General features: G+C 35.2%; 19 protein-coding genes. 18 read left to right on the forward strand and 1 reads right to left on the reverse strand.

Features of this window, described 5'->3' with window-relative positions; all coding sequences use genetic code 11:
• Nucleotides 1-154: 154 nt before the first annotated feature.
• From RMR19_RS18845 to RMR19_RS18865, 5 genes are all read left to right on the forward strand, one after another.
• Complete coding sequence (locus RMR19_RS18845) at nt 155-2278, forward strand: beta-glucosidase (RefSeq protein WP_310605047.1); 2124 nt, start codon at nt 155-157, stop codon at nt 2276-2278.
• Nucleotides 2279-2517: 239 nt separating this feature from the next.
• Nucleotides 2518-3645, forward strand: a complete 1128-nt coding sequence (locus tag RMR19_RS18850) for a 5-(carboxyamino)imidazole ribonucleotide synthase (protein WP_310605048.1) — start codon at nt 2518-2520, stop codon at nt 3643-3645.
• 557 nt (nt 3646-4202) lie between these two features.
• Entirely contained in the window at nt 4203-4712 is a 510-nt protein-coding gene (gene purE, locus RMR19_RS18855; protein ID WP_310605049.1) for a 5-(carboxyamino)imidazole ribonucleotide mutase, read from the forward strand.
• 253 nt (nt 4713-4965) lie between these two features.
• On the forward strand, nt 4966-5460 hold the full coding sequence (locus RMR19_RS18860) for a sigma-70 family RNA polymerase sigma factor (protein WP_310605050.1): 495 nt from the start codon (nt 4966-4968) through the stop codon (nt 5458-5460).
• On the forward strand, nt 5453-6478 hold the full coding sequence (locus tag RMR19_RS18865; RefSeq protein WP_310605051.1) for a hypothetical protein: 1026 nt from the start codon (nt 5453-5455) through the stop codon (nt 6476-6478). Before RMR19_RS18860 ends, RMR19_RS18865 begins: the two co-directional genes overlap by 8 nt.
• 249 nt (nt 6479-6727) lie before the next feature.
• On the opposite strand, the gene RMR19_RS18870 is transcribed toward RMR19_RS18865, so the two are convergent.
• Complete coding sequence (locus RMR19_RS18870) at nt 6728-8023, reverse strand: glycoside hydrolase family 27 protein (RefSeq protein WP_310605066.1); 1296 nt, start codon at nt 8021-8023, stop codon at nt 6728-6730.
• Nucleotides 8024-8445: 422 nt separating this feature from the next.
• Here RMR19_RS18870 and RMR19_RS18875 point away from each other — a divergent pair, with 422 nt between their 5' ends.
• The 13 genes from RMR19_RS18875 (at nt 8446) to RMR19_RS18935 (ending at nt 24561) form a co-directional block, all read left to right on the forward strand.
• Nucleotides 8446-9300, forward strand: coding sequence for an AraC family transcriptional regulator (locus RMR19_RS18875; protein WP_310605052.1), 855 nt, complete (start codon nt 8446-8448; stop codon nt 9298-9300).
• A gap of 668 nt (nt 9301-9968) precedes the next feature.
• The gene (gene purM / locus RMR19_RS18880; protein WP_310605053.1) at nt 9969-10994 is read left to right on the forward strand and encodes a phosphoribosylformylglycinamidine cyclo-ligase; all 1026 of its coding nucleotides are present in this window, start codon (nt 9969-9971) and stop codon (nt 10992-10994) included.
• Nucleotides 10995-11135: 141 nt separating this feature from the next.
• A complete protein-coding gene (gene purN, locus RMR19_RS18885) occupies nt 11136-11756 on the forward strand; it encodes a phosphoribosylglycinamide formyltransferase (protein WP_310605054.1) in 621 nt (206 codons plus the stop codon).
• A 16-nt stretch (nt 11757-11772) separates the two neighbouring features.
• The gene (purD, locus tag RMR19_RS18890) at nt 11773-13044 is read left to right on the forward strand and encodes a phosphoribosylamine--glycine ligase (RefSeq protein WP_310605055.1); all 1272 of its coding nucleotides are present in this window, start codon (nt 11773-11775) and stop codon (nt 13042-13044) included.
• Nucleotides 13045-13378: 334 nt separating this feature from the next.
• Complete coding sequence (locus tag RMR19_RS18895; protein WP_310605056.1) at nt 13379-15637, forward strand: cadherin-like beta sandwich domain-containing protein; 2259 nt, start codon at nt 13379-13381, stop codon at nt 15635-15637.
• A 15-nt stretch (nt 15638-15652) separates the two neighbouring features.
• Nucleotides 15653-16942: a cohesin domain-containing protein gene (locus tag RMR19_RS18900; RefSeq protein WP_310605057.1), complete on the forward strand. Its 1290-nt coding sequence runs from the start codon at nt 15653-15655 to the stop codon at nt 16940-16942.
• Nucleotides 16943-17073: 131 nt separating this feature from the next.
• Nucleotides 17074-17442, forward strand: coding sequence for a GntR family transcriptional regulator (locus tag RMR19_RS18905; RefSeq protein ID WP_310605058.1), 369 nt, complete (start codon nt 17074-17076; stop codon nt 17440-17442).
• Nucleotides 17443-17505: 63 nt separating this feature from the next.
• Nucleotides 17506-18123 (forward strand): UvrB/UvrC motif-containing protein, encoded by a 618-nt coding sequence (locus RMR19_RS18910; protein WP_310605059.1) that lies wholly within the window; start codon nt 17506-17508, stop codon nt 18121-18123.
• A complete protein-coding gene (locus tag RMR19_RS18915; RefSeq protein WP_310605060.1) occupies nt 18116-19165 on the forward strand; it encodes a protein arginine kinase in 1050 nt (349 codons plus the stop codon). Before RMR19_RS18910 ends, RMR19_RS18915 begins: the two co-directional genes overlap by 8 nt.
• A 43-nt stretch (nt 19166-19208) precedes the next feature.
• Nucleotides 19209-21653, forward strand: coding sequence for an ATP-dependent Clp protease ATP-binding subunit (locus RMR19_RS18920; RefSeq protein WP_310605061.1), 2445 nt, complete (start codon nt 19209-19211; stop codon nt 21651-21653).
• A 243-nt stretch (nt 21654-21896) separates the two neighbouring features.
• Complete coding sequence (locus tag RMR19_RS18925; protein WP_310605062.1) at nt 21897-22310, forward strand: endosialidase; 414 nt, start codon at nt 21897-21899, stop codon at nt 22308-22310.
• A gap of 136 nt (nt 22311-22446) precedes the next feature.
• Entirely contained in the window at nt 22447-23799 is a 1353-nt protein-coding gene (radA, locus tag RMR19_RS18930) for a DNA repair protein RadA (protein ID WP_310605063.1), read from the forward strand.
• A gap of 33 nt (nt 23800-23832) precedes the next feature.
• Nucleotides 23833-24561 (forward strand): methyl-accepting chemotaxis protein, encoded by a 729-nt coding sequence (locus tag RMR19_RS18935; RefSeq protein ID WP_310605064.1) that lies wholly within the window; start codon nt 23833-23835, stop codon nt 24559-24561.
• The last annotated feature ends 357 nt before the right edge of the window (nt 24562-24918 follow it).

Consider the following 24918-nt stretch of genomic DNA (forward strand, 5'->3'; position numbering starts at 1 on the left):
ACCCCCCTCTAAAAAGTGGAGAGGTTTATATGAAATAATGATGGTATATTTATATAGAAGTATCATGTATGATAAAATATGACAAAGCTGTTGCTAACATGATTGTTGGCAAGCGATTAGGAACGAATTATGAGAGAAGGGCATAGGTGTTAATATGAAGAAATTATCAATGGAACAAGAACGTCATATAGAATCACTATTAGAGCAATTAACATTAGAAGAAAAAATTGGGATGATTCATGGAAATGGTTTATTTAAAACAGCAGGAGTAGAACGTTTAGGGATACCAGAGCTTAAATTTTCTGATGGACCGATGGGAGTGCGTAATGACTTTGAGAATGCGAATTGGAAGACAATCGGTTTGTCTTATGATGCAGTATCGTATCTGCCAAGTAATACGTCATTAGCATCTTCTTGGAATCGTGAAGCGGCATATCAAGTTGGACAGGTATTAGGGGAAGAAGCTAGGGGACGTGGAAAAGATATGATTTTAGCCCCTGGAATTAATATAAAACGTAGTCCACTTTGTGGTAGAAATTTTGAATATATGAGTGAAGACCCTTATTTAATTAAGGAACTAGCTGTGCCACTAATTAAGGGCGTACAAGAATCGGATGTAGCTGCATGCGTGAAACATTTTGCGGCGAATAGTCAAGAGACAAAACGTCTTGAGGTAGAAGCGATTATTGATGATCGTGCTTTTCGTGAACTGTATCTTCCAGCGTTTGAAGCAGCAGTAGAGGAATCTTATTCTATTATGGGAGCATATAACCGTTATAAGGGAGAGCACTGCTGCCATAGCAAATGTTTACTTGATGATATCCTTAGAGAAGAATGGGGATATGATGGTGTTGTAGTTTCTGACTGGGGTGGCGTACATGACACAAAACAAGCAGCAGGGACAAGCCTTGATATAGAGATGTCAGTAACATATAACTTTGATGAGTATTTTATGGCAAATCCATTGTTAGAAGCAGTAAAACGTGGAGAGATAGCAGAAGAAAGAATTGATGCGAAAGTGCGTAGAATCCTTATGATGATGGAACGTATGCATGTATTTGATGGCGAGCGTAAAGCTGGAACATATAATACACCTGAACATAGGGAAGTAATTCGTAAGGCAGCAGAAGAGGGAGTTGTATTATTAAAGAATGAGAACAATCGACTTCCTCTTAGTAAAAATGTAAAGAAGCTTGCAGTTATCGGGCAGAACGGAGATATGATTCACAGTAATGGTGGAGGAAGTGCAGAAATTAAATCACTCTATGAGATATCACCATTGCTAGGAATCAATATGTTACTTGGTGGAAATACGGAAATCACATATGCATCAGGTTACTATATTGAACCTAAAAAGGATGAGAACGATGTGAACTGGCAGGAAAGCAGCCTTGAGGATATTGTAAATCGCAGTGGAAAAGTAGAAGAAGCATCTGAGAATCAAGTGGCAAAAGAATTATTAGAAGAAGCAGTTCGTGTGGCAAAAGAAGCTGATGAGGTAATTATAATTGGCGGATTGAATCATGATTACGACACAGAGGGAGGAGACCGTAATGATTTAGTACTTCCTTATGGACAAGATGAAGTAATCAAAGCAGTTCTTGAAGTAAAACCAGAAGCAGTTGTTGTAATGATAGCTGGTTCACCTGTTGAGATGAGACAATGGGAAAAGGATGCGAAAGCAATCGTTTGGACTTCTTATGCTGGAATGGAAGGGGGAAGTGCAATTGCGAAAGTATTATTTGGTGATGTAAATCCTTCTGGAAAATTACCAGAGTCTTTCCCAATTACAATTAGCGATTCACCAGCACATTGCATTGGCGAATTCCCAGGAGACTTGGAAGTGCGTCATACAGAAGGAATCCAAGTAGGATACCGTTATTATGTTACAAAGAAAGTTCCTACACAGTTCTGCTTCGGTCATGGATTATCTTATACCACATTTACTTATGATGATTTAAAGATAGATAATTCGAATGGAGTAACAGGGCAAGTACGAATTACAAACACAGGCAAATGTAAAGGTGCAGAAGTTGTTCAAATCTATGTATCTCCTGTGGATAGCAAGGTAGAACGTCCAGAGTTAGAATTGAAAGCATTTGATAAAGTTATGCTTGAACCAAATGAATCTAAGATTGTAACATTCTCACTTGGAGAAGAAGCATTTTCCTATTATAATGTAGAGGAGAAAGCGTTTGTCCAAGAGTCTGGAGAATATAACATATGTGTGGGAAGTTCTTGTGAAGATATTCGTGTAAAAGCAAAAATTACTCTATAAAAAGATTGTTTCATGCCGCTAGTTATAAATAACATAAGTATTTCTAAAGTATCATTCGGTTTTATATTCTTGACGGCTCTATCTTGCGATAGTACAATTGTCGTAGAATGAGAAAAAAATGAGTAACTATTCAGAAAATCGTGACTGGAAGGACACAGTCTGGAATAGTTGTTATAAGGCTTTGAAAAATATTGGTTGACTCATAAACAGATACAAGAATGAAAGGCACAGGGATAGATATGCATAGAATAGGTATAATTGGCGGCGGACAACTTGGAAAAATGATGATTCTTGATGCGAAACGATTGGATTATTATTTCGTGATTTTAGACCCAACAAAGAATTGCCCTGCAGATAGTATTGCGGATGAGCATATTGTTGCTGGATTTGATGATGTGGAAGCAATCAAGCAATTAGCAGAGCGTGTAGATGTAGTAACATATGAATTCGAACATATCAATGTTAAGGCATTGCAATTGTTAGAAGAGCAAGGACATAAAGTATATCCATCAAGTGAGACGTTACTTCATATTCAGAATAAATTGAATCAAAAAGATTGGCTTCGTAAGCATGAAATTCCAGTGCCTGATTATTTTGGTGTAAATGGAGTTGATGAAATATTACAAGCTGGTGAAAAATACGGTTATCCGATTATTTTAAAAACTTGTACAGGTGGCTATGATGGAAAAGGAAATGCTATCATCAAAACAAGAGAAGAAGTAGAAAGTGCCTATGAAAGCCTTGGAGCTGGAAAACTTCCATTGATGATAGAAGAATTCGTTCCTTTTGAAAAGGAAGTATCCATACTTGTTTGTAGAAGTGCAAATGGGGATATTAAAGTGTTCCCTGTTGCTGAGAATGTTCATGTGAATAGTATTCTTGATGAAACAACAGTACCAGCAGTGATTTCTAAGGAAAGTACGGAAGAAGCAATGGAAATTGCAAAGAAGACAATTGAAGTATTTGGTTGTTGCGGAATGCTTTGTATCGAATTGTTCGTAAAGAAAGATGGACATATCCTAGTTAATGAATTAGCACCAAGACCACATAATTCAGGTCATTATACAATTGAAGGTTGCTTTACATCACAATATGAGAATCACATTCGTGCGATTCTTGGACAACCACTTGGTGATACCTCACTTATTCGCCCAACAGCGATGAAGAATGTTATTGGTCAAACAAATGGAGATGCCAATGTGCAAGGTCTTGAAGAAGCATATCAAAAATCTGGTGTAAAGATTCATCTATATGGAAAAGAAAAAGTTGCAGTTGGTCGCAAGATGGGACATATAACAGCGACAGCATCTACGATTGAGGAAGCGCTTGAAGCAGTTCGTTTTGCACATGAGAAGATTAGCTTTTAAACTTGTGTACTATAATGTTTATAATGCAAAACTTTGATACGTTTTCGAAGCTTATTTGCTGATATCCTCTAACAAAAAATACGCTACACCTCTAAGAACTTCTAAGTGTGTACGGATAGATATTGAAAGGTTACGGAAACGCCTTCGATTCGGCATCCTGCCTCAGCTCAGGCTGGCTCGGCGTCCATGCCTCGCCTTCCTAGGTTACGAATGTACACACTAAGAAGTACTATAGGCGTTTCGCTATCATTTTTTCGTTAGAGTACACCAGCAAATAAGCAAGGGTAGGTAGTGAAGTTTTGCATGTCTACGTTGTTGATACACAAGGATAAATAAATTGATGATTGAATAATTAATTACCAAGAGCATTTTTTAAACATACTCTTGTGCTCATTGTCAAGGTTATTAATAACTTTTGACACTTAAACCTAAGTAATTGCAAAACTCTATTTTATATGTGTCTAAGCTTCTTTGTTATCGTACAGTAATCAAGAAGTATTCAATATATGGGGAGTGTCACAATTACCTATTAAAATAATAGAATGAGGGGATATAATATGGCAAAGATAGGGATTATCATGGGAAGTGATTCGGACCTTCCAGTTATGAGTAAGGCAGCAGAGATTTTAGATGAATTAAAAGTGGAATATGAATTAACAATTGTTTCAGCACATCGTACACCGGATCGTTTGGTTGATTATGCAAAGAATGCAGAAGGAAGAGGAATTGAAGTTATTATAGCGGGAGCAGGTGGAGCGGCGCATTTGCCGGGTATGACTGCTGCCATGACAGTTCTTCCTGTTATTGGTGTTCCAGTTCAGACAAAAGCTCTTGGTGGAGTGGATAGTTTATATTCAATTTGCCAGATGCCACCAGGTATTCCAGTTGCAACCGTTGCAATTAATGGAGCTCTAAATGCTGGATTGTTAGCAGCAAAGATTCTTGCAACTGCAGATTTGGAATTAAGAGAACGCTTGAGAACATATGCAGATGGATTGAATGATATGGTTCTTGAGAAGGCAGAGAAACTTGAGGCAATTAAGTATCAGGCGTATCTTAACCAATAAAAGTATTCTTGTTTTTTTATATTCGGAAACAACAAAAGCGAGTCACTTCAAAAATGACTCGCTTTTGTAATTTAATTAACGTATATCAAAACGGAAGTTTATCTAAAATAAGCATAAGAGCTTTTCTTTTCGTAAGAAAAAGCTCTTTTTCTATGTAGCTATGTTTCATTTTTAAGTTTTTAAGTGAAAAGTAAAAATTAGTTGCAGTATTTTGGTAGCCTATGGGATATTACTTTTGAAAGGAGGTATTTATATGGCAAATATAAGTGAACGTTCTAATAATGAAATAGAAGAAGTATTGTACTTATACTCAAATATGGTGTATAAAATAGCACTTACCTATACAAAAAACATACAATTAGCGGAAGATGTATTTCAAACTACTTTTTTGAAGTATATGGAAAGTGAAAAGGAGCTTGATACAGAAGAGCATAGAAAGGCATGGCTAATAAAAGTTACATTAAATGAATGCAAAAGAATATATAGATCTGCATATTTTAAACGTACAGTTCCATTAGAGGATATCTATATGGCACAGGAGGAAGAAACTGACCAGATTTTCAATGAAGTAATGAAGCTTCCTCTAAAATACCGTAAAGTGATTCATTTATTTTATTATGAGGAATTATCTATTAAGCAAATCAGCAGCTTGTTAGAGATGAAAGAATCAACAGTTACGTCGCAATTAACAAGAGCCAGACAAAAATTAAAAAAGGTTTTAATAGAAGGAGGATATGACTATGCTTAAAGAAGATTATAAATCAGGAATGAATTCTTTTGAATTAAGAGAAGAAAAATTAGAAGAAACAAGAAGAAGAATGGAGTCTATATCTTGTAAACAAAAGGAATCTCCTAATAAGACGATAGGAATAAAAAAATATTTTAAAATTGCAGCAATAGTTGTAATTTTATTATTGATACCTACAACGGTTTATGCAATTAGTAAAAATGAATATCTATTTAATGCTTTCTTTCATGGTAAAAATGTTGAAAGCACAGATATTCAAAATAGTATTGTTACAGATTCAAAAACAATCGTAGTAGATGGTTTGCGATTTAAAATAGAAGAATATTTATGTGATGAGGAATTAGGAATAGGGTTACTTGTCTATTCTGTAGAAAGTGAAACTGGAGAATCCCTAGACAAAAATCTTATTAATAAAGCTATATTGAATGAAAAACAAATTGAAATGGCTCTTACAACGGATACGGATGAGTATAGGATTAGTTATTTTATGACGCATATGAATTATGAGGAAGAAACAAACTCTTATAAAGTATATCGTAAGATAAGTTTTTCTTATCAATTATATAATGGATATGATAATTCAGTATTCCCCAAAAATGATGGAGATATTTTTGTAACATTTAATCAAAAGGTTTTAGAACCAGATACACTAGAATCAGATCAGCTTATTAAATTAGATACAAGTAAAAGCTTTACTCGTTTTATCTGGAACAGTACAGAAGATATAAATAGTATCACAAAAATTATGATGTCACCGATTGGATTACGTATTGAAGGAATTGGGGAAGAAACATCAATGAGCATGATTGAAAAAGAAATTAAAATTGCAGATATCACATTAAAATTTAAAGATGGAACCAATTCTACATTAAAAGAATTGGGGTTAGTAGAAGAAAACTCTGAAAGATATTCTAGTATGTGTAAAGAAGGAAAATATATACGTAATACTTCCTTTTTTGATATATTAAACATTGATAATTTGGAATCAATTTCAATTAATGGATATGAGTATAAGTAATAATAGCTAATGTAAAAATGAAAATAGTAATATACATTGAAAATTGATTAAAATAAAAACAAGTGCATGATTTCTACAGGTATCTCTGTGATGCCTGTAGAGTGCATAAGAGCTTTTCCTTTGGCATGCTTTAAGTATGGTAACTTCATTTATACAAAAGAAAAAGCTCTCTTTCTATGCAATTGTGATTCATTTTTTAGTGAGAGTATAAAGTGAGAGTCAGAATAAAACCAGTAATATAAATAAAAATTACTTCTGTCTTACTTTATATAACTTAGCACCATGAAAAGGAACAGTAATAGCAACACCACTGAAATTAGGTTCTAAAGTTAATACTTCATTCATCCATAATTCTGTAAGCTCTGTAGCAATAGAAGAATCAAGGTTTAACCATTCTGTATTCAATTCTATCTCTCTTTCGCCTTCAAAGTTGAAGATAGCAAGATACGTAACATTTTCTTCAATATCCTCAGAATGCCAAACTGCTTGTTTATCATCACGCATAAGTTGCTTTGCACCATGACTGCCACTTAATAAGTGCATTACATTCTTGTTAGTAAGAAGCTCAAGTGTCCAAGAATCAAGAGTAGTAAGCTCTGTACCCAACATCATTGGAGAACGGAAGATTGACCAAAGTGTCATCATAGTAATCTGTTCATCTTTTGTGAAGTTAGTCATTCTCTCGTCATTAAATCCTTTAGCAAGAGAGCCAACAGGAATCATATCACAGTCAGGATAGCAACCAGTTGAAACATGGTTTTGCCAATGTTCACAACGCTCGAACATATTTAATAGTAATGGCCAGTGATCCCAGAAATCATCTGTGATACGCCACATATTTGCGTAACGTTCATAATGCCAAGCTTCCTCTAATTTAGCTGGTCCTGGAGATAAACTTAATACCATAGGGCGATTGCAGTGTTTAATTGCTTCATGAAGCATAACGATTTCTTGCTTTGCAGAAGGCATATCCATACGGCAGATATCATCACATTTGATAAAATCAATGCCCCATTCAGCATATAGTTCGAATAAAGAATTATAGTATTCTTGTGAAGCAGGATGATTAGGAATTACGCCGTACATATCTGGATTCCAGAAGCAGATAGAACTAGGGTCTGCGATTTCATTTGCAGTAACGCTTGTCCCTTTAACTTTCGTATGCATATGAGCAGCAGCACGAGGAATTCCACGCATAATGTGGATACCAAATTTAAGACCAAGACTGTGTACATAGTCAGCTAATGGTTTGAAGCCATTTCCGTCAACAGCAGAAGGAAAACGGTCAGGGCATGGAAGAAGACGAGAATATTCATCCATAGCAACTTTTTCAAATGGGATATATTGATATTTGTCACGCATAGAACCTACATTATAAGCGTACCATTCGATATCAACAACGATATATTCCCAACCAGAAGATTTCATATGCTTTGCCATAAAGTCAGCATTTTTTTTGACATCCTCTTCTGTAACAGTAGTATCATAATAATCATAGCTATTCCAACCCATAGGTGGAGTTAGTGCAAATGTGTTTTTGTCTATTTGACTCATAAATTGTGCTCCTTTTCTTTTAAAACTATTGTTAATAGGTAATTGCGAAACTCTCAATATACTTGCCTGCTTCTTGCTTCGCGTACATTAACTAAAAAACGATAGCAAAACATCTGTAGTACTTCTTGGTGTATACTGTACAACCTAGGAAGGCGAGGCATGGATGCCGAGCCAGACCGAGCTGAGGCAGGATGCCGAATCGAGGGCGTTTCCGTACCTTTTGGATATTTTATCTGTATACACCTAGAAGTACTTAGATGTGTCGCGTGTTTTGTGTTAATGTACGCGAAGCAAGAAGCATACACAACATAAATTGAGTTTCGTAATTACCTATAAAACTCTTGTTAACTCTATTATATCTATGGTACTCTTATAAAAGAAAGAGGATTATTACTGCATAAGGGGGTAATATTTTGATATATGAAAGTTATGGATTTGCAAATATAGATTCCTTTACAACAAATCTACTACACATCTACGATTTAGGAATTGAACATCGACAAGATGAGGAATATGACTATAATAATGCAAAGCGGAAAGACTATGATGGATATCTACTGCAATATACGCTAGAAGGTAGAGGATATATAGAAATTAACAAAGAAACAACAGAATTGACAGCAGGAAAAGCATTCCTAATACCATTTCCACATGAAAGTAGATATTACCTTGGTAAGGAAGAAGGCGAGGAATGGGATTTTTTCTATATTCACTTTAATGGAGAAATCGCAACAAAGTATTATGAATATGTAAGCAAAATGAATGGAAACATAGTATCCGTAAGTAAGAACAGTCTCTCCATTCAAATGCTAATGAAAGAATTCCAAGCAATACAAAACGGAAAACAGTACGGACAATATAACAATTCCATAGCTCTATACAAGTTTCTAATTATGTTTCTACAAGATATAGAAACACCTGCCCATAGTATGAATATAGGTTGTGTTGATAAGGCAGCCGACTGGATGGCACAGAATTTTTCCACTCAGAAGAATCTATCAGAAATGTGTATAGAGATAGGTGTGTCATTAGCACATCTAACAAGGCAGTTCCATTTGCAAAAAGGTATTACGCCGATGCAATATCTAAGAAATATGCGATTAGACCATTCGCTTACACTACTAGTATCAACAGATTTATCTGTAGAAGAGATTTCTGGAAAATGTGGTTTCTCAAACGGAAATTATTATACAAAGGTATTTCGCAAATCCTTTGGTCTAACGCCAACGGCGTATCGTATGATGCATAGGAAGAAGATGTATTCTTAAAAAGATTAGTGTATCAAAAAATTAAGAAAAACCTTGATGAAAAAAGTTGGTACAGTATACTAAAGGGAATACATTAAAAATCAGTATGTGAGCAGTCTTTTTTTCTTGAGGGCACATAGGTGAAATACAAGAATATATACTAGTAAAATCCGTCTTAAAATGATATAATATCAGAAGTCAGATTAGAGCAAAGAGGATAGTCTGCGGTTGTCCTTTCTGGAAACGGAAAGGCTATCCTCTATTCGCCGTAGAGGATAGCCTATAATCCGTTGATTTCGTTTAATTAACAACTTTATAAGTTTCCGATTGCAACCGTTGGACATGCTAATATCCGTCGGTTTCTAATTTGATTATAAACCAGAGTTGCATATTTTGCAAGAAGAGGTTTAGGAATTGGGGTGTTTCGACACCTCTTTTTTTTGTTTTCTTCTTGACAAGACATGGGGAATTGAGTGAATAATAGAAAGGATGTAAGTACAATACGAAAACAAAGCTAAAAGTAGTTCACCTTATAGATATATGGATTTTTATTAATACCCCTAATAAGTAACATAAGAAAATAATACAGTGTAAAGAAGGACAAAGAACAAAAAGTGTGGTAAGATAATTTATGAGAAACAAAACGAGTAACTTTACAAATTCGTTGGAATTAATAGGAGGAACGTAAAATGGATTACAAAAAAGCTGGCGTAGATATTGAAGCAGGATATAAAGCAGTTGAACTTATGAAGAAACATATTGGACAAACAATGAGAAGCGAAGTGCTTACTAATATTGGTGGATTTTCTGGTGCTTTCTCACTTGCTAGTTTTAAAGGTATGGAAGAACCAACTTTAGTATCTGGAACAGACGGAGTTGGAACAAAATTAAAATTAGCTTTTATCCTTGATAAACATGATACAATCGGTATCGACTGTGTAGCAATGTGTGTAAATGATATTGCATGTGCAGGTGGTGAGCCATTATTCTTCCTTGACTATATAGCATGTGGCAAGAATGAACCAGAAAGAATTGCAACAATCGTTAGTGGTGTTGCAAACGGATGTGTTCAATCAAATGCTGCATTAATCGGTGGTGAAACAGCAGAGATGCCTGGTTTCTATCCAGTTGATGAGTATGATTTAGCAGGTTTTGCAGTAGGTATTGTTGATAAGAAAGATCTTATTACTGGACAAAATCTAAAAGATGGAGATGTTTTAATTGGTATTTCTTCATCAGGTATTCATAGTAATGGATACTCATTAGTAAGAAAAGTATTCAATATGAATCGTGATGCATTAGATACTTACTATGAATCACTTGGTTCAACACTTGGAGAAACATTATTAACACCAACTAAGATTTACGTGAAAGCATTACGTTCACTTAAAGATGGTGGCGTTACTGTGAAAGCATGTAGTCATATTACAGGTGGTGGTTTCTATGAAAACATTCCAAGAATGCTTCCAGAAGGCGTTCATGCATTTGTTAAAAAGAACAGCTACCCAATCCCTCCAATCTTTGATATGTTAGCAAAAGACGGCGAAATTGCTGAGCAAATGATGTATAATACATACAACATGGGACTTGGTATGATGATAGCAGTAGATCAAACACAAGTAGATGAAGCAATTCGTTTAATTGAAGCTGCTGGAGAGAAAGCATATGTTGTTGGTGGAGTTAAGAGTGGCGATAAAGGTATAACAGTAGAATAAGCATTTAATAATTAAGAAACTCTTGCATTTGCAAAGAGTTTCTTAATTGATTATTGAATGTAACTATTCGGAAGGTGGTAACTTGAAGGATATAGTCCTAGATAGTTATTGATAGAATACGAATCAAGCAAGGAGAACCATATGAAAATTGCAGTATTAGTTTCTGGTGGAGGTACAAACCTTCAAGCAATTATAGATAAAGTTGAAAATGGTACGATTCGAAATACAAGTATCGAAGTAGTTATAAGTAATAAAAAAGATGCATATGCACTAACTAGAGCAGCGGAACATGGAATTGCAGCAGAATGTGTTTCGCCAAAAGATTTTGAAAAGAGAGAAGACTTTAATAAAGCCTTAGTAGAGAGAATTAATGCATATGATGTAGACTTGGTTGTATTAGCAGGATATCTTGTTATTCTTCCAGAGATATTAATAGAAGAATATCCAAACCGTATCATTAATATCCATCCATCATTAATCCCATCGTTTTGTGGAGCAGGAATGTATGGACTTAAAGTACACGAAGCGGTTCTTGAACGTGGAGTGAAAGTTACTGGAGCGACAGTACATTTTGTAGATGCAGGTGTGGATAGTGGACCGATTCTATTACAGAAAGCAGTTGAAGTAGAACAAGGTGATACAGCAGAGATATTACAAAAGAGAGTTATGGAACAGGCAGAATGGTTGATTTTACCGAATGCAATTGATTTGATTGCAGCAGGTAAAGTAGAAATTATAGATGGTAAAGCAGTAATAAAATAGAAAAGGTGGTTGAACAATGAAAGTACTTATCGTTGGTAGTGGCGGAAGAGAACATGCAATTGCAAATTCTGTATCAAAGAATAAACAAGTAGAGAAGATTTATTGTGCACCAGGTAATGCAGGAATTGCAGAACTTGCAGAATGTGTAAACATTGAAGCAATGGAATTGGAAAAATTAGCAGACTTTGCTGAAGAAAATAAAATCGATTTAACAATTATCGGTATGGACGACCCATTAGTGGCAGGTGTTGTAGATGTTTTTGAAGCAAGAGGATTACGTGTATTTGGACCTAGAAAGAATGCAGCAATCATTGAAGGCTCAAAAGCATTTTCAAAAGACTTAATGAAAAAATATAATATACCAACAGCAGGATACGAAACATTTGATTCCGCTGATGAAGCAATTACTTATCTTGAAACAAGCGAATATCCAATCGTATTAAAGGCAGATGGATTAGCACTTGGAAAAGGTGTTTTAATTTGTAATACATTCGAAGAAGCAAAAGAAGGCGTAAAAGCTATTATGCTTGATAAGCAATTCGGAAGTGCTGGAAACAGACTTGTAGTAGAAGAATTTATGACAGGTAGAGAGGTATCTGTACTTGCATACTGTGATGGAACACATATCAAACCTATGACAAGTGCACAAGATCATAAACGTGCAAAAGATGGAGATCAAGGTTTGAATACTGGTGGAATGGGAACATTCTCTCCAAGTCCATTCTATACAAAAGAAGTAGAAGATTTCTGTGAAAAATATGTATACCAAGCAACAATGGATGCCATGAAAGCAGAAGGAAGAGACTTCGTTGGAATTTTATTCTGTGGTTTGATGTTAACAGAAAAAGGCCCAAGAGTGTTAGAATATAATGCTAGATTTGGTGATCCAGAAGCACAAGTAGTATTACCTCGTATGAAGAATGACATCATCGAAGTAATGAATGCATGTATTGATGGAAAATTAGACGAAATCGATTTACAATTCGAAGATAATGCTGCTGTATGTGTTGTTCTTGCTTCAGCAGGATATCCAGAGAAATATGATAAAGGTATTAAAATTACTGGATTTGAGAATTTTAAAGATAAAGAAGGTTACTATGTATTCCATGCAGGAACAAAGAAAGTGGAAGAAGACATTGTAACAAATGGTGGACGTGTTCTTGGTGTAACAGCTAAGGGTGCAACATTAAAAGAAGCAAGAGCCAATGCATATGAAGCAACAAATTGGATTGATTTCTCGAATAAATATATGAGAAATGATATCGGTAAAGCAATCGACGAAGCATAAGCTGATACAAGGGTCAAAAGGTCATGCGTTTCATGCAGGCATGAAATTCGTAGCAATCCGTTGAAGCGTATACAAGATAAAACTGTATTATTAGAGTAGAAGAAAAATTGGGAGAATGTAGATAGGAATCTCAGAGTTTTTTGTAATACTTAATAGTGCAGTTTTTTGCTATCAATACAGGAAATTTATTCATTGGTTATTCTTTCTAATCTGACAAAATGCCATGAAAATGCCATAGATATTCGGTATTTTTATATCTATATATTTGTTATAGCGTAAAAGGAAGAATGGAGTACGAAAGATTACTCTAGGGGCATTATGAAAGGAGTTACATATGAATAGAAAAGGCTGGCATAGGATAGTAATGTTACTCTTGTGTATTGTGATAGCGTGTCCATCTAGTATCTTATTGTCGAAAGAGAAGAACATACAGGCAGCTACAGCAACACTGGATTTAGCGGCAACGGTAACGGCATCGAAATTGAATGTAAGAACGAAAGCTTCTCGAACAGCGACGCAGTTAGCAGTTTCGAATACGAAAGTATCATTAACAAAGGCAACGAAGGTTACGGTTTTATCAGAGAAAATCGTAAACAAAGAAAAATGGTATTACATTTCATTCAAATGGGATGGAAAAACCAAAAAGGGATATGTATTAAGTGATTATATTCAATTAACGTTGAAGAAGTCAGCAGCAGCTAAAGTGAGTAGTACTTCAAATATAAAGATAAGAAAAGCTGCAGGTGGTACAACCTATCTGAAAGTATCGGATAAAACAGTATCATTAGCGAACAAGACAAAAATAACGGTTAAGAAAGAAGAAACAAAGAAGGAAATAAAGTATTTTCAAGTGGAATTTACATATAGTAAGAAAAAATATACAGGATACATAGAAGCGAATAGTGTTTTATTTACGCTTCCAGAAACAAAAGTGGAAAGAACGCCAATTGATACAGGTGTAGTAACAACATCGAACCTTAGAGTTCGAATTGGTGCGGGAACGACGAAAGACCAGTTAGTTGATTCGGCAGGAACGAAGGTTTATCTTTCAACAGGTACAAAAGTAAGTATATTTTCTGTAACAGAAGTATCGGGAATGTTTTGGTATGAAGTAGACTTTACATATGGTGGTAAGACGATGACAGGATATATCTCTGGCGATTATGTTAAGTTAGATTCCGAAAAAAATACGACTCCAGACCCTTCGGAAACAGACCCAGAAAAACCAGTAGAACCAGTAGAACCCGAAGAACCAGTAGTTGACCCTGTGGATGATCCAACAGAGGTAACACCATCTGAACCATTGTCAGATGAAGAATTCGAGCAGATGTTAGTAACACAAGGCTTCCCAGAAAGTTATAAGTCTTATCTGAGAACATTACATAGCCAATATCCACATTGGCAATTTGTCGCAAATCATACAGGACTTGATTGGAATACAGCAGTTTCTCAAGAAAGTACAGTTGGTAAAAACCTTATTCCAAACAGTAAGAATATCTCGTGGAAGTCAATGGAAGCAGGAGCATATAAGTGGGCAACGGATACATTTGTAGTATTCGATGGCTCTACTTGGGTAACGGCATCAAAAGAGATTACAGCATACTATATGGATCCAAGAAATTTCTTGAATCCACAAGGGGTATTTCAGTTTGAACTATTATCTTATCAAGACGAGTATCAAACATTAAGCGGCTTAAATAGCATATTAAGCGGAAGTCCTATGGCTGGAGCAAGCTATAACTATGTAGATGAAAATGGTGTGACGCAAACAAAGACATATGCAGAAACATTTATAGATGCAGCAAAATATTCAGGGGTTAGCCCATATCACTTGGCATCAAGAGTAAAACAAGAAGTTGTGACATCAAGCAAAACATTTAGTTCAAGTGTAACAGGTACGGTAAGTGGTTATGAAGGACTATATAATTATTATAACATTGGAGCGACACATAGTACGGCAGCAGGTGGAGCAATTGCAAATGGATTAAAATATGCGCAAAATGGAACAACAAGTGCTGCGAATAATGCATTATACCTTATTCCTTGGACAAATCCATATCGTTCTATTGTTGGAGGCGCATATGTAATTGGAGCTACATATATTAAAAGAGGACAGAATACAATATATCTTGAGAAATTCAATATGACAGCAACGTCAACATATTCTCATCAATATATGGCGAATGTTCAGGCGGCGGAATCAGAGTCAGCAAAGACATTTGCAGCATATAGCAGTATGGCAAGTGTGCCAATTGTGTTCTCTATACCAGTATTTCTTAATATGCCAAGTTCACCAGCGGCGATACCAGCAGATCAACTTAGTCCGAATAACTGGCTGAAAACATTTGCAGTAGAAGGGTTTACAATTACACCAACATTCGATTCTTCTGCAGAGCAGACATATGGATTAATTGTTGATGTAAATACAAGTTCAATTGTGGTGACAGCAACAGCAGCGAATAAGAAAGCAAGCATATATGGCGCGGGAAGTATACCACTGAATGTAGGTAGCAATGAAATTGTCGTATCCGTAATTGCTGAAAATGGTGATAAACGAGAGTACAGACTCAATGTAATACGTATGTCTGAATAAAAAGGGGAGAAGCGAATGAAGCAAAGAAAGAAGGCAGTACTACGATATCTGTTACTCCTATGTTTATTCGTAAACATGATACCAAGCGTAGGGATAAAAGCAGCAAGTGCGACTGTATCAATGACACTGAAGGAAACAGATATTAAGCTAAATGATACATTTAATGTTATTGTTAAGGTAGAAGCGACAGATGATATTGGAGGATTTGAAACATTTCTTACCTATGATGAGAAAAAGCTAGAATTCATAAGTGGAGGAAGTTTAGTAAGCGGAAGCGACGGAATCCTTCGTATCTCGGATATGAACCCAGAGAATATTGTTAAGAGTCGTAAATATATATTACAATTCAAGGCGATTGAACAAGGAAATGCGCAAATTGAGACAATGGATCAAGCGTATGTATACACATACGAAGATTCCGCAGAGATGTCGGTGTCAAGTAATCGCTTATCAATTAGTATTGGAACTGATGAGAAAGTATCGAACAATGCAAAGTTATACTCATTACGAATAAGTCCAGGTGTATTATCGCCAGAATTTACTGCAAAAACAACAAAGTATACAGCAGAAGTGGAAAGTGATGTAAAGGAACTTGTAATTAGTGCAATGGCGCAAGATGGTGATGCTAAAGTAAAGACAATGGGTAATACGAATTTACAATCAGGTCCGAATGAAGTGAATATAATAGTAACAGCACCTTCTGGTGACCAAAAGACGTATACCATTGTAGTTACTAAAAAGGGTGATTCGGCAAATCCAAATGATAATAGACAAGATGAAAGAAATGATATTCCAGAAGAACCAAAAGACGATATGCCAGAAGAGGATAATACAGATGTTAAAGATGATGTATTAGAAGCAGATGGATATCTGGTAACAGAAGAAGATGGGATTACATTGCGTTTTTCCTATGGATATGAAATTGTACCATTAGAAGATGAGACAATGATTCCAGATGGTTATGAAGAAACAACAATGAAATTGCAAAACATTACATTAACTGCATATGAGCCAGTTGGTGGAGCTGTTTCGGACTGGGTATTGTTATACATGAAGAAAGGCGATGGTGAGGCACAGTTCTATCGTTACGATAAACTTGAGAATACCGTACAAAGATATGATACATCAGATGTCCAAGCAGCTATAAAATCAGCAAATAAGGTGACAAAGGATGAATATGCGAAAAAGCTAGAGAATATGAAGATTCTCGCGGCTGTAAGTTGCGTAATTACACTAATTGCTACATTAATTATAATTCGATTATTAGTTAAATTACGTGGAGTAAAAGATGATGAATTCTTTTAGATAATGAAAGAGTAGTATACTTGAGATAACAACAAAGTGTACTACTCTTTGCTTGATTATACCACTTGACAATGATCATATATCTGTTATACTAGCAGTATAACAGATATAACTAAAAGAAGGTGATACATGTGATTGTACGTATTGATTTTAATAGTGAAGAAGCAATATATATTCAGTTAAGAAATCAGATTATACTAGGAATAGCAAATGCTGAATTCAAGGAAGGGGATAACCTACCATCGGTAAGAGAATTAGCAGAAAATATAGGAATTAACATGCACACCGTGAACAAAGCATATACTATATTAAAACAAGAAGGCTATCTAAAACTAGATCGAAGAAAAGGTGCTGTTATTTCGGTAGAAGTAGACAAATGCAAAGCAATGATGGATATGATGAATGTTATGCAAGTGATTTTGGCAGAGGCATACTGTAAAGACATTACAAGAGAGGAAGTTCATGAAGCAGTAGATCGAATATTTGATGAATTTCTGTAATGATTTAGATTGTATTTTATTATTCGTCTAGTTTTGAAGTGTCGCATCAAGGAGGCAAATAGTATGTTATGTGATAGATGTAAAAAAAGAGATGCGAAGATTTATTATACAGAAGTTGTAAATGGAGAAATGAAAGAACAGCATTTATGTGAGGAATGTGCAGCGGAATGTACTCGCTTTCATATGAATTCAACATTTATAAATAAAGATGTTTCTGTAGGGGATATATTATCAAGTATACTTGGAAGTTATAGAGGCGCATCGGATTCAAAATCAAATGTAAAAACAGATACAAAAGAAGAAACGGAAAATAAGGAAAAAAACAAAGAGGAAGTAGTTCATTGTGAGAGTTGTAAGATGACATATGATCAATTCTTGCAGCAAGGGATGTTTGGATGTGCTGACTGCTATAAACATTTTCAAAAGATATTATCAAGAAGTTTGAAAAGTATACATGGCGCAGACGTTCATGTTGGAAAACAACCTAGAGGTTATGTATCCTCAATGAAGAAGATTATCAATGAATTAACGGAAATAGAGAAGAAAGCTATTCTTTTACAAGAAGCAATTGAAAAAGAAGAATTTGAGGAAGCAGCAAAACTGCGCGATGAAATTAAAGAGTTAAAGGAACAAGAGAATAGAAAGAAGGAATTAAACAGGGAGGAAATCAACAATGCTTAAATGGTATGAAGAGAAAAGCAGACAAAGCGATGTTGTGATTTCTAGTAGAATTCGTCTTGCAAGAAATTTTGCTAAGTATCCATTCTCTCCAAAACTTACCTTCGAACAAGCGGAGCAATTATGTGAAGATGTGTATAGTCGTTTAGATGAAGAGAAGACAACGCTTGAAGATATAATAGGAAAGTATTATTATTATGATATAACAAAAGCAAATGAAATAGAGAAAGAAGCTTTGGTTGAGAGACATATTATAACGAAAAAGCTAGCGCAGAAGAAGCAACATGCGGCGGTTGTTATGACAGAAGATGAGAGTGTAAGTCTGATGTTGAATGAAGACGATCATATCCGCATACAGGCGATAAGTGGTGGACTGAATCTGCTACCATTACTTGAGAAAGTAAATGAAATTGATAATCTGATATCAGATAAACTTCAATATGCCTTTGATGATAAACTCGGTTATCTAACGAGTAGTCCAACAAATGTAGGTACAGGATTACGAGCATCTATTATGCTGTACCTTCCAGCACTTGGTACATCAGGCAAGATAGAAAAACTAATTGATGAAGTAAGTAAATACGGAGTTTCTATTCGTGGAGTATATGGTGAGGGAAACAAAAATATTGCGTATATCTATCAAGTATCCAATAGTAAAACCCTTGGTATGTCAGAAAGTGATATAATTCAGAATTTAATTTCAATCGTAGATCAAATTATAAAGCAGGAATGCAGAAGAAGAGAATATTTATTAGAGACAAATTTTGATAAATATGAGGATCAAGTATATCGTTCTTATGGAGTTTTGCGCTATGCAAAGCAGATATCAACGGCGGATGCAATGATGCTGTTAGCTCAAATCAAGTTTGGATACGATTCTCAAATGATAGAAAGTGAAGAAGCACCATCTTTTTATAAGCTAATGATGGCAATTCAGCCTGCAAACCTACAGAAAATGTTAGGTAAAAATGCAGGAACGAAGGAAAGAGAAAGAGCTAGGGCGAAATATTTGAATGAAAGTTTGCCTGAGTTACTTGATTTGTAATAGAGAAAGTAACTGAAAAATCACAGTGAAAGGAATGGACAGAATGAACGATCGATTCACAGTAAATGCAAATGAAGCGTTGCAAGTTGCAGCAGATTCAGCATATCGTTTAATGCATAGTTATATAGGAACAGAACATTTATTAATTGGTCTTATTAAGGCTGATGGTGTAGCATCTAAAGTTTTAGAAGAGAATGGAGTAGATGAAAGAAAGATAATAGATTTAGTAAATCAACTGATTGCTCCAAATTCAAGTGTAGAGGTACTAGATGCCGGAAGTTTTACGCCTAGAGCAAAACGTATTATAGATCAAAGTCACAGGGAAGCACTACGCCTTAAATCTCAAAGTACAGGAACAGAACATATTCTGATATCGTTATTAAAAGAGACGGATTGTATTGCAGTACGTCTTATGAATACATTAGGTGTAAACATTCAGAAATTATATATCGATATCTTAACAGCGATTGGTCAAGACAGTAATGCTGCTAAGAGTGAATATGCTGCAAACAAGAATAAATCAAAAGGAAAATCATCTACGCAGACATTGGATCAATATAGTAGGGATTTAACAGCATATGCAAGAGAGGGAAAACTTGACCCTGTTATTGGAAGAGAAGAAGAGATTCAAAGAGTTGTACAGATTCTTAGTAGAAGAACAAAGAATAATCCATGTCTAGTAGGAGAACCAGGTGTAGGTAAAACTGCGATTGCAGAGGGCCTAGCGCAAAAAATAGTAGAAGGTAATATTCCAGAGACAATTAAGGATAAGAGAGTATTAACTCTTGATTTGAGCGGTATGGTTGCAGGTTCAAAGTACCGAGGCGAGTTTGAAGAGCGAATTAAAAAAGTGATTCAGGAAGTAATGAATGATGGTAACATCTTATTGTTTATTGATGAGATTCATACAATAATCGGAGCAGGCGGAGCAGAAGGAGCAATTGATGCATCGAATATATTGAAGCCATCATTAGCACGAGGTGAGATTCAATTAATCGGAGCAACAACAAGAGAAGAATACCGCAAATATATTGAAAAAGATGCTGCGTTAGAGAGACGATTCCAACCAGTAGTTATTGAAGAACCTTCAGAAGATGAAACAATTCTTATTCTAAAGGGCTTACGTGATCGATATGAAGTTCATCATCAAGTTAGAATTACAGATGATGCGTTAGTGGCAGCAGTACGTATGTCAAATCGATATATTAATGATCGATATCTTCCTGATAAGGCAATTGATGTAATTGATGAAGCATCATCAAAAGTACGATTAAGCGCCTATATTACAAGTCCAGATATTAAGAAACTTGAAGAAGAGAATGAGCGCTTAGAGGAAGAGAAAGAGCAAGCAATTAAGAATGAAGCTTATGAAAAGGCCGGAGATATCAAAAAACAACAAACAAAAAATGTAGAAGAATTAAATAGACTGCATCTGCAACATGAGAAAGAGAAGACAGAGAAAGAGATGATAGTGTCTCCAACTGAAATTGCAGATATTATCTCTGGTTGGACGAAGATACCAGTTAGTAAATTAGAAGAGGAAGAGAGCAGCCGTTTACGCAATCTTGAGAATATCCTACATGAGAGGGTAATTGGACAAGAGGAAGCTGTTACCGCTGTTTCTAAAGCGATACGTAGAGGTCGTGTTGGTTTAAAAGACCCAAATCGTCCAATTGGCTCATTCCTATTCTTAGGACCAACAGGGGTTGGTAAAACAGAGTTGTCAAAAGCATTGTCAGAGGCGATGTTTGGCAATGAAAATGCTATGATTCGTGTTGATATGTCGGAATACATGGAGAAACATAGCGTATCAAAACTTATTGGTTCACCTCCTGGATATGTTGGATATGATGAAGGTGGTCAGTTAAGTGAGAAAGTACGTCAAAATCCATACAGTGTAATTCTTTTTGATGAAATTGAAAAAGCACATCCAGATGTATTCAATATTCTATTACAGGTATTAGACGATGGACATATTACAGATGCACAAGGAAGAAAGATAAGCTTTAAAAATACAATTATTATTATGACTTCAAATGCAGGAGCAGGTCGTATCATTGCACCAAAGCAACTTGGATTTACAACACAAGTAGATGAGAAGGAAAACTATAAGAAGATGAAAGAAGGGGTTATGGAGGAGGTTAAGAGACTCTTTAAACCAGAATTCATCAATCGTATTGATGAGATTATTGTATTCCATTCCTTAACAAAAGATAATATTAAAGATATTGTTCGTATTATGTTACAGACGATTGCAAAGCGAACAAAGCTACAGCTTGAGATGGATCTTACATTCACGGAAGCAACAATTGAGTTTATTGCAGATGCTGGATTTGATAAGAATTATGGAGCTCGTCCATTGAGAAGATCAATACAAACAAATATTGAAGACAAGCTAGCGGAAGAGATTTTGGAACAAAAAGTAAGCACTGGAAATCATGTGTGCATTGATGTTGTCGACAAGAATATAGTATTTCAGATGCAATAGTGGAAAAAAAGATATCTTAATAGATATTTAATAAAAATCATGAAAGATTCACTAGTAAAAAGTTGTCGATTATTATATAATGTGATTATATTAAAGAAAAGTAACGATATAGGATAATGTTCTTTTTGTTACAATGATAATTACAGTACAAAAGATAATTTGTGGAGTGTATACCGAAATAGGGAATTACATGTCAAGAAGAGTTACAAATTGATGTACTGTATAAAAATGGAGGGTTCTGTAATGGCAGTAGTTGAAGAATTAATTCGCAGAGAAAATGATGGGACAATTAGTTTTGGTGATTATACATTAGATCAAAAGTCAAAAGTTTCAGATTTTGAGCATAATGGAGATTTGTATAAAGTAAAAACTTTCAAGGAGATAACAAAACTTGAAAAGAACGGTTTATTCGTGTATGAGTCAGTACCTGGTACTTCAGTATTTTCATTTAATGCAACGGATAAGGATGTTTATTTCACAGTAGAAGGTTCTGAAGATATACAAATTACATTGGAGTTAGAGCCTGAGAAAGAGTACAAAGTTTTCGTTGATGATATAAACGTTGGTAAGATGAAAACAAATCTAGGTGGAAAATTAGTTGTAAGTGCTGAGATAAGTAATGGAAAACAATCAAAGGTTAAGGTTATTAAATTATAGACTGCCTTGATATAATGTGAATGAATAGATGGGAGCTTAATATCCAATGAGTAGGAATTTGAGCTCCCTTTATTTCATTTAATGCAATACATATTTTGGCAATACGTTTTAGAAATTATGTAAAAGGATAGTAGGAATGGCAAAAGTAAAGAATGTATTTTATTGCAAAGAGTGTGGTCATGAATCCGCAAAATGGGTTGGTCAATGTCCAGGTTGCAAAGAGTGGAACACTTTTGTGGAAGAACCCGTAGCTAAGAAAGTGACTGGGGTAAGTAAGGATCGTAGAATACAGGTTGAGCCGACGAAGATAAGTAATGTTAACTGCGATGCGGATGAACGAATCAGTACGAGTATTGGTGAGTTAGACCGTGTACTTGGTGGAGGAATTGTTATTGGCTCGTTAGTGTTAGTGGGGGGAGATCCTGGTATTGGGAAATCAACTCTATTGTTACAGATGTGTAATGAGTTAGCGTCCAAGCAAAAAAGTGTGCTCTATATCTCTGGTGAGGAGTCGTTGAAGCAAATCAAGATGCGTGCTAGTCGATTGAATTATGTAGAAGGTGAATTGCTTCTGTTAAGTGAGACAAACCTTGACTTGATTGAAGAGACAGTTAGGAAGATAATGCCAGATGTAGTTATCATAGACTCGATACAAACGATGTTTCGTGAGGACATAAGTTCAGCACCAGGAAGTGTAAGTCAAGTTAGGGAAACAACGAATAGCTTGATGCAGATAGCAAAAGGACTAGGAATTTCTATCTTTATTGTAGGACATGTGACAAAAGAAGGAGTAGTTGCTGGACCAAGAGTACTTGAACATATGGTAGATACTGTGTTATACTTTGAAGGAGATAATCATGCATCCTATCGTATATTAAGAGCGGTAAAGAATCGTTTTGGATCAACGAATGAAATTGGCGTTTTTGAAATGCGCAATATTGGACTTGTAGAAGTTACGAATCCGTCTGAGTATATGTTGCAGGGCAGACCTGATGGAGAGTCGGGTTCAATCGTAACATGCGCAATAGAAGGAACAAGACCGATTATGGTTGAAGTACAGGCGCTTGTTTGTCAAACCAATTTCAATATGCCTAGAAGAACAGCAGCAGGAACGGACTATAACCGTGTAAATCTTCTTTTGGCGGTAGTTGAGAAACGTTTAGGATTGCAATTGGCTAGTTGCGATGCATATGTTAATGTTGCTGGAGGTATGAGAATTAATGAACCAGCGTTAGATATGTCTATAATATTAGCGATTATGTCTAGCTATAAGAATCGTCCACTTGATGGGAAAACAATTGCTTTTGGCGAGGTTGGTTTAACAGGTGAGGTAAGAAGTGTAAGCCAAGCAGAGCAACGAGTAATTGAAGCCAGGAAAATGGGTTATGAGACATGTATCCTTCCGCAAGTGAATAAAGAACTGATTGAAATCAAAGGAATAAAACTTATTGGTATAAAAACGTTAAGAGATTTATTACAGTTTTTATAATAGAGAGTGTAAGGGATGAAAGGAGATAGAATTATGGGTGAAGATCAAAATCGAGGAGTTGTAAGAGAACTAAAAGAAATAACAAGTAAACAAAGTGCTCATTTGGAAAATATGGTGACTGTGATGAATAATCTGTATGCGTCACAACAAAAGGTGGAGCAAAACGCTTTTGATTCTATTAATAGTGCGGATACTTCGTTAAATCTTGTTAAAGAAGGTATGGAAAGCATTAAAGAATTGTCAGAAAAGATTACTTTATTAACACAAGCGGTTTCTGTAGCAACAAAGAACATGGAAGATATGGAAAAGATGACTTCTATGATTATGGGATTTGCAAATGTAATTGCTGGTATTTCAAACAAAACAAATATGCTATCATTAAATGCGTCAATTGAGGCTGCACGTGCAGGGGAACATGGACGTGGATTTGCAGTAGTTGCAAACCAAGTAAACCAATTAGCAGCACAATCAGCAAAAGCATCAAAAGAAATCTCTGATACAATGAAATCTGTAGTTTCCTTTAATGAAAGTATGGGAAGCGATATGAATAAGATTTTAGAAATTGTTGATATACAGAATTCTATGGCTGATAGTGTAGATGAAGTATTCAAAAAGATTCTTGATGCAGCTTATGCGTCAAATGATGCAGCACATAGTGTAGAACATGAAGTTGCATATCAAAGAGATATTACAGAAGATGCTAAGAAATCAGTAGATACATTATCTGGAACATTAGATCGTGTACGCAATGTATTGCAATAATAAAATACATAGTTTCTTATAATAATTTAGCTTTGTACCATATGCGAAGAGAGTGCTTTAATGGACTTTCTTGGCATGCGGCACAAAGCTGTTTTTTATTAGTGGTTTTATATTCTGCTGAATTTTACTATAGCATGAATATTATAACATAAAAAGGGTAACATATTTATGTTGAATTATACATGGCAGAAATAAAAGAAAACTTTATCGAAAAAGCCCTTTACAAATGCTTTTATGTCTGCTATACTAGACCAAGTCGGTTGAAGAACTGTACTAAATGAATAAACAATTCTGAAATAATTAAGAATTGAAGCAATTCGAAAAATAAATAAAATTATTGTTGACAAACATCGAAAG

Source organism: Anaerosporobacter sp. (assembly GCF_031551385.1).
Classification (GTDB): Bacteria; Bacillota; Clostridia; order Lachnospirales; family Lachnospiraceae; genus Anaerosporobacter.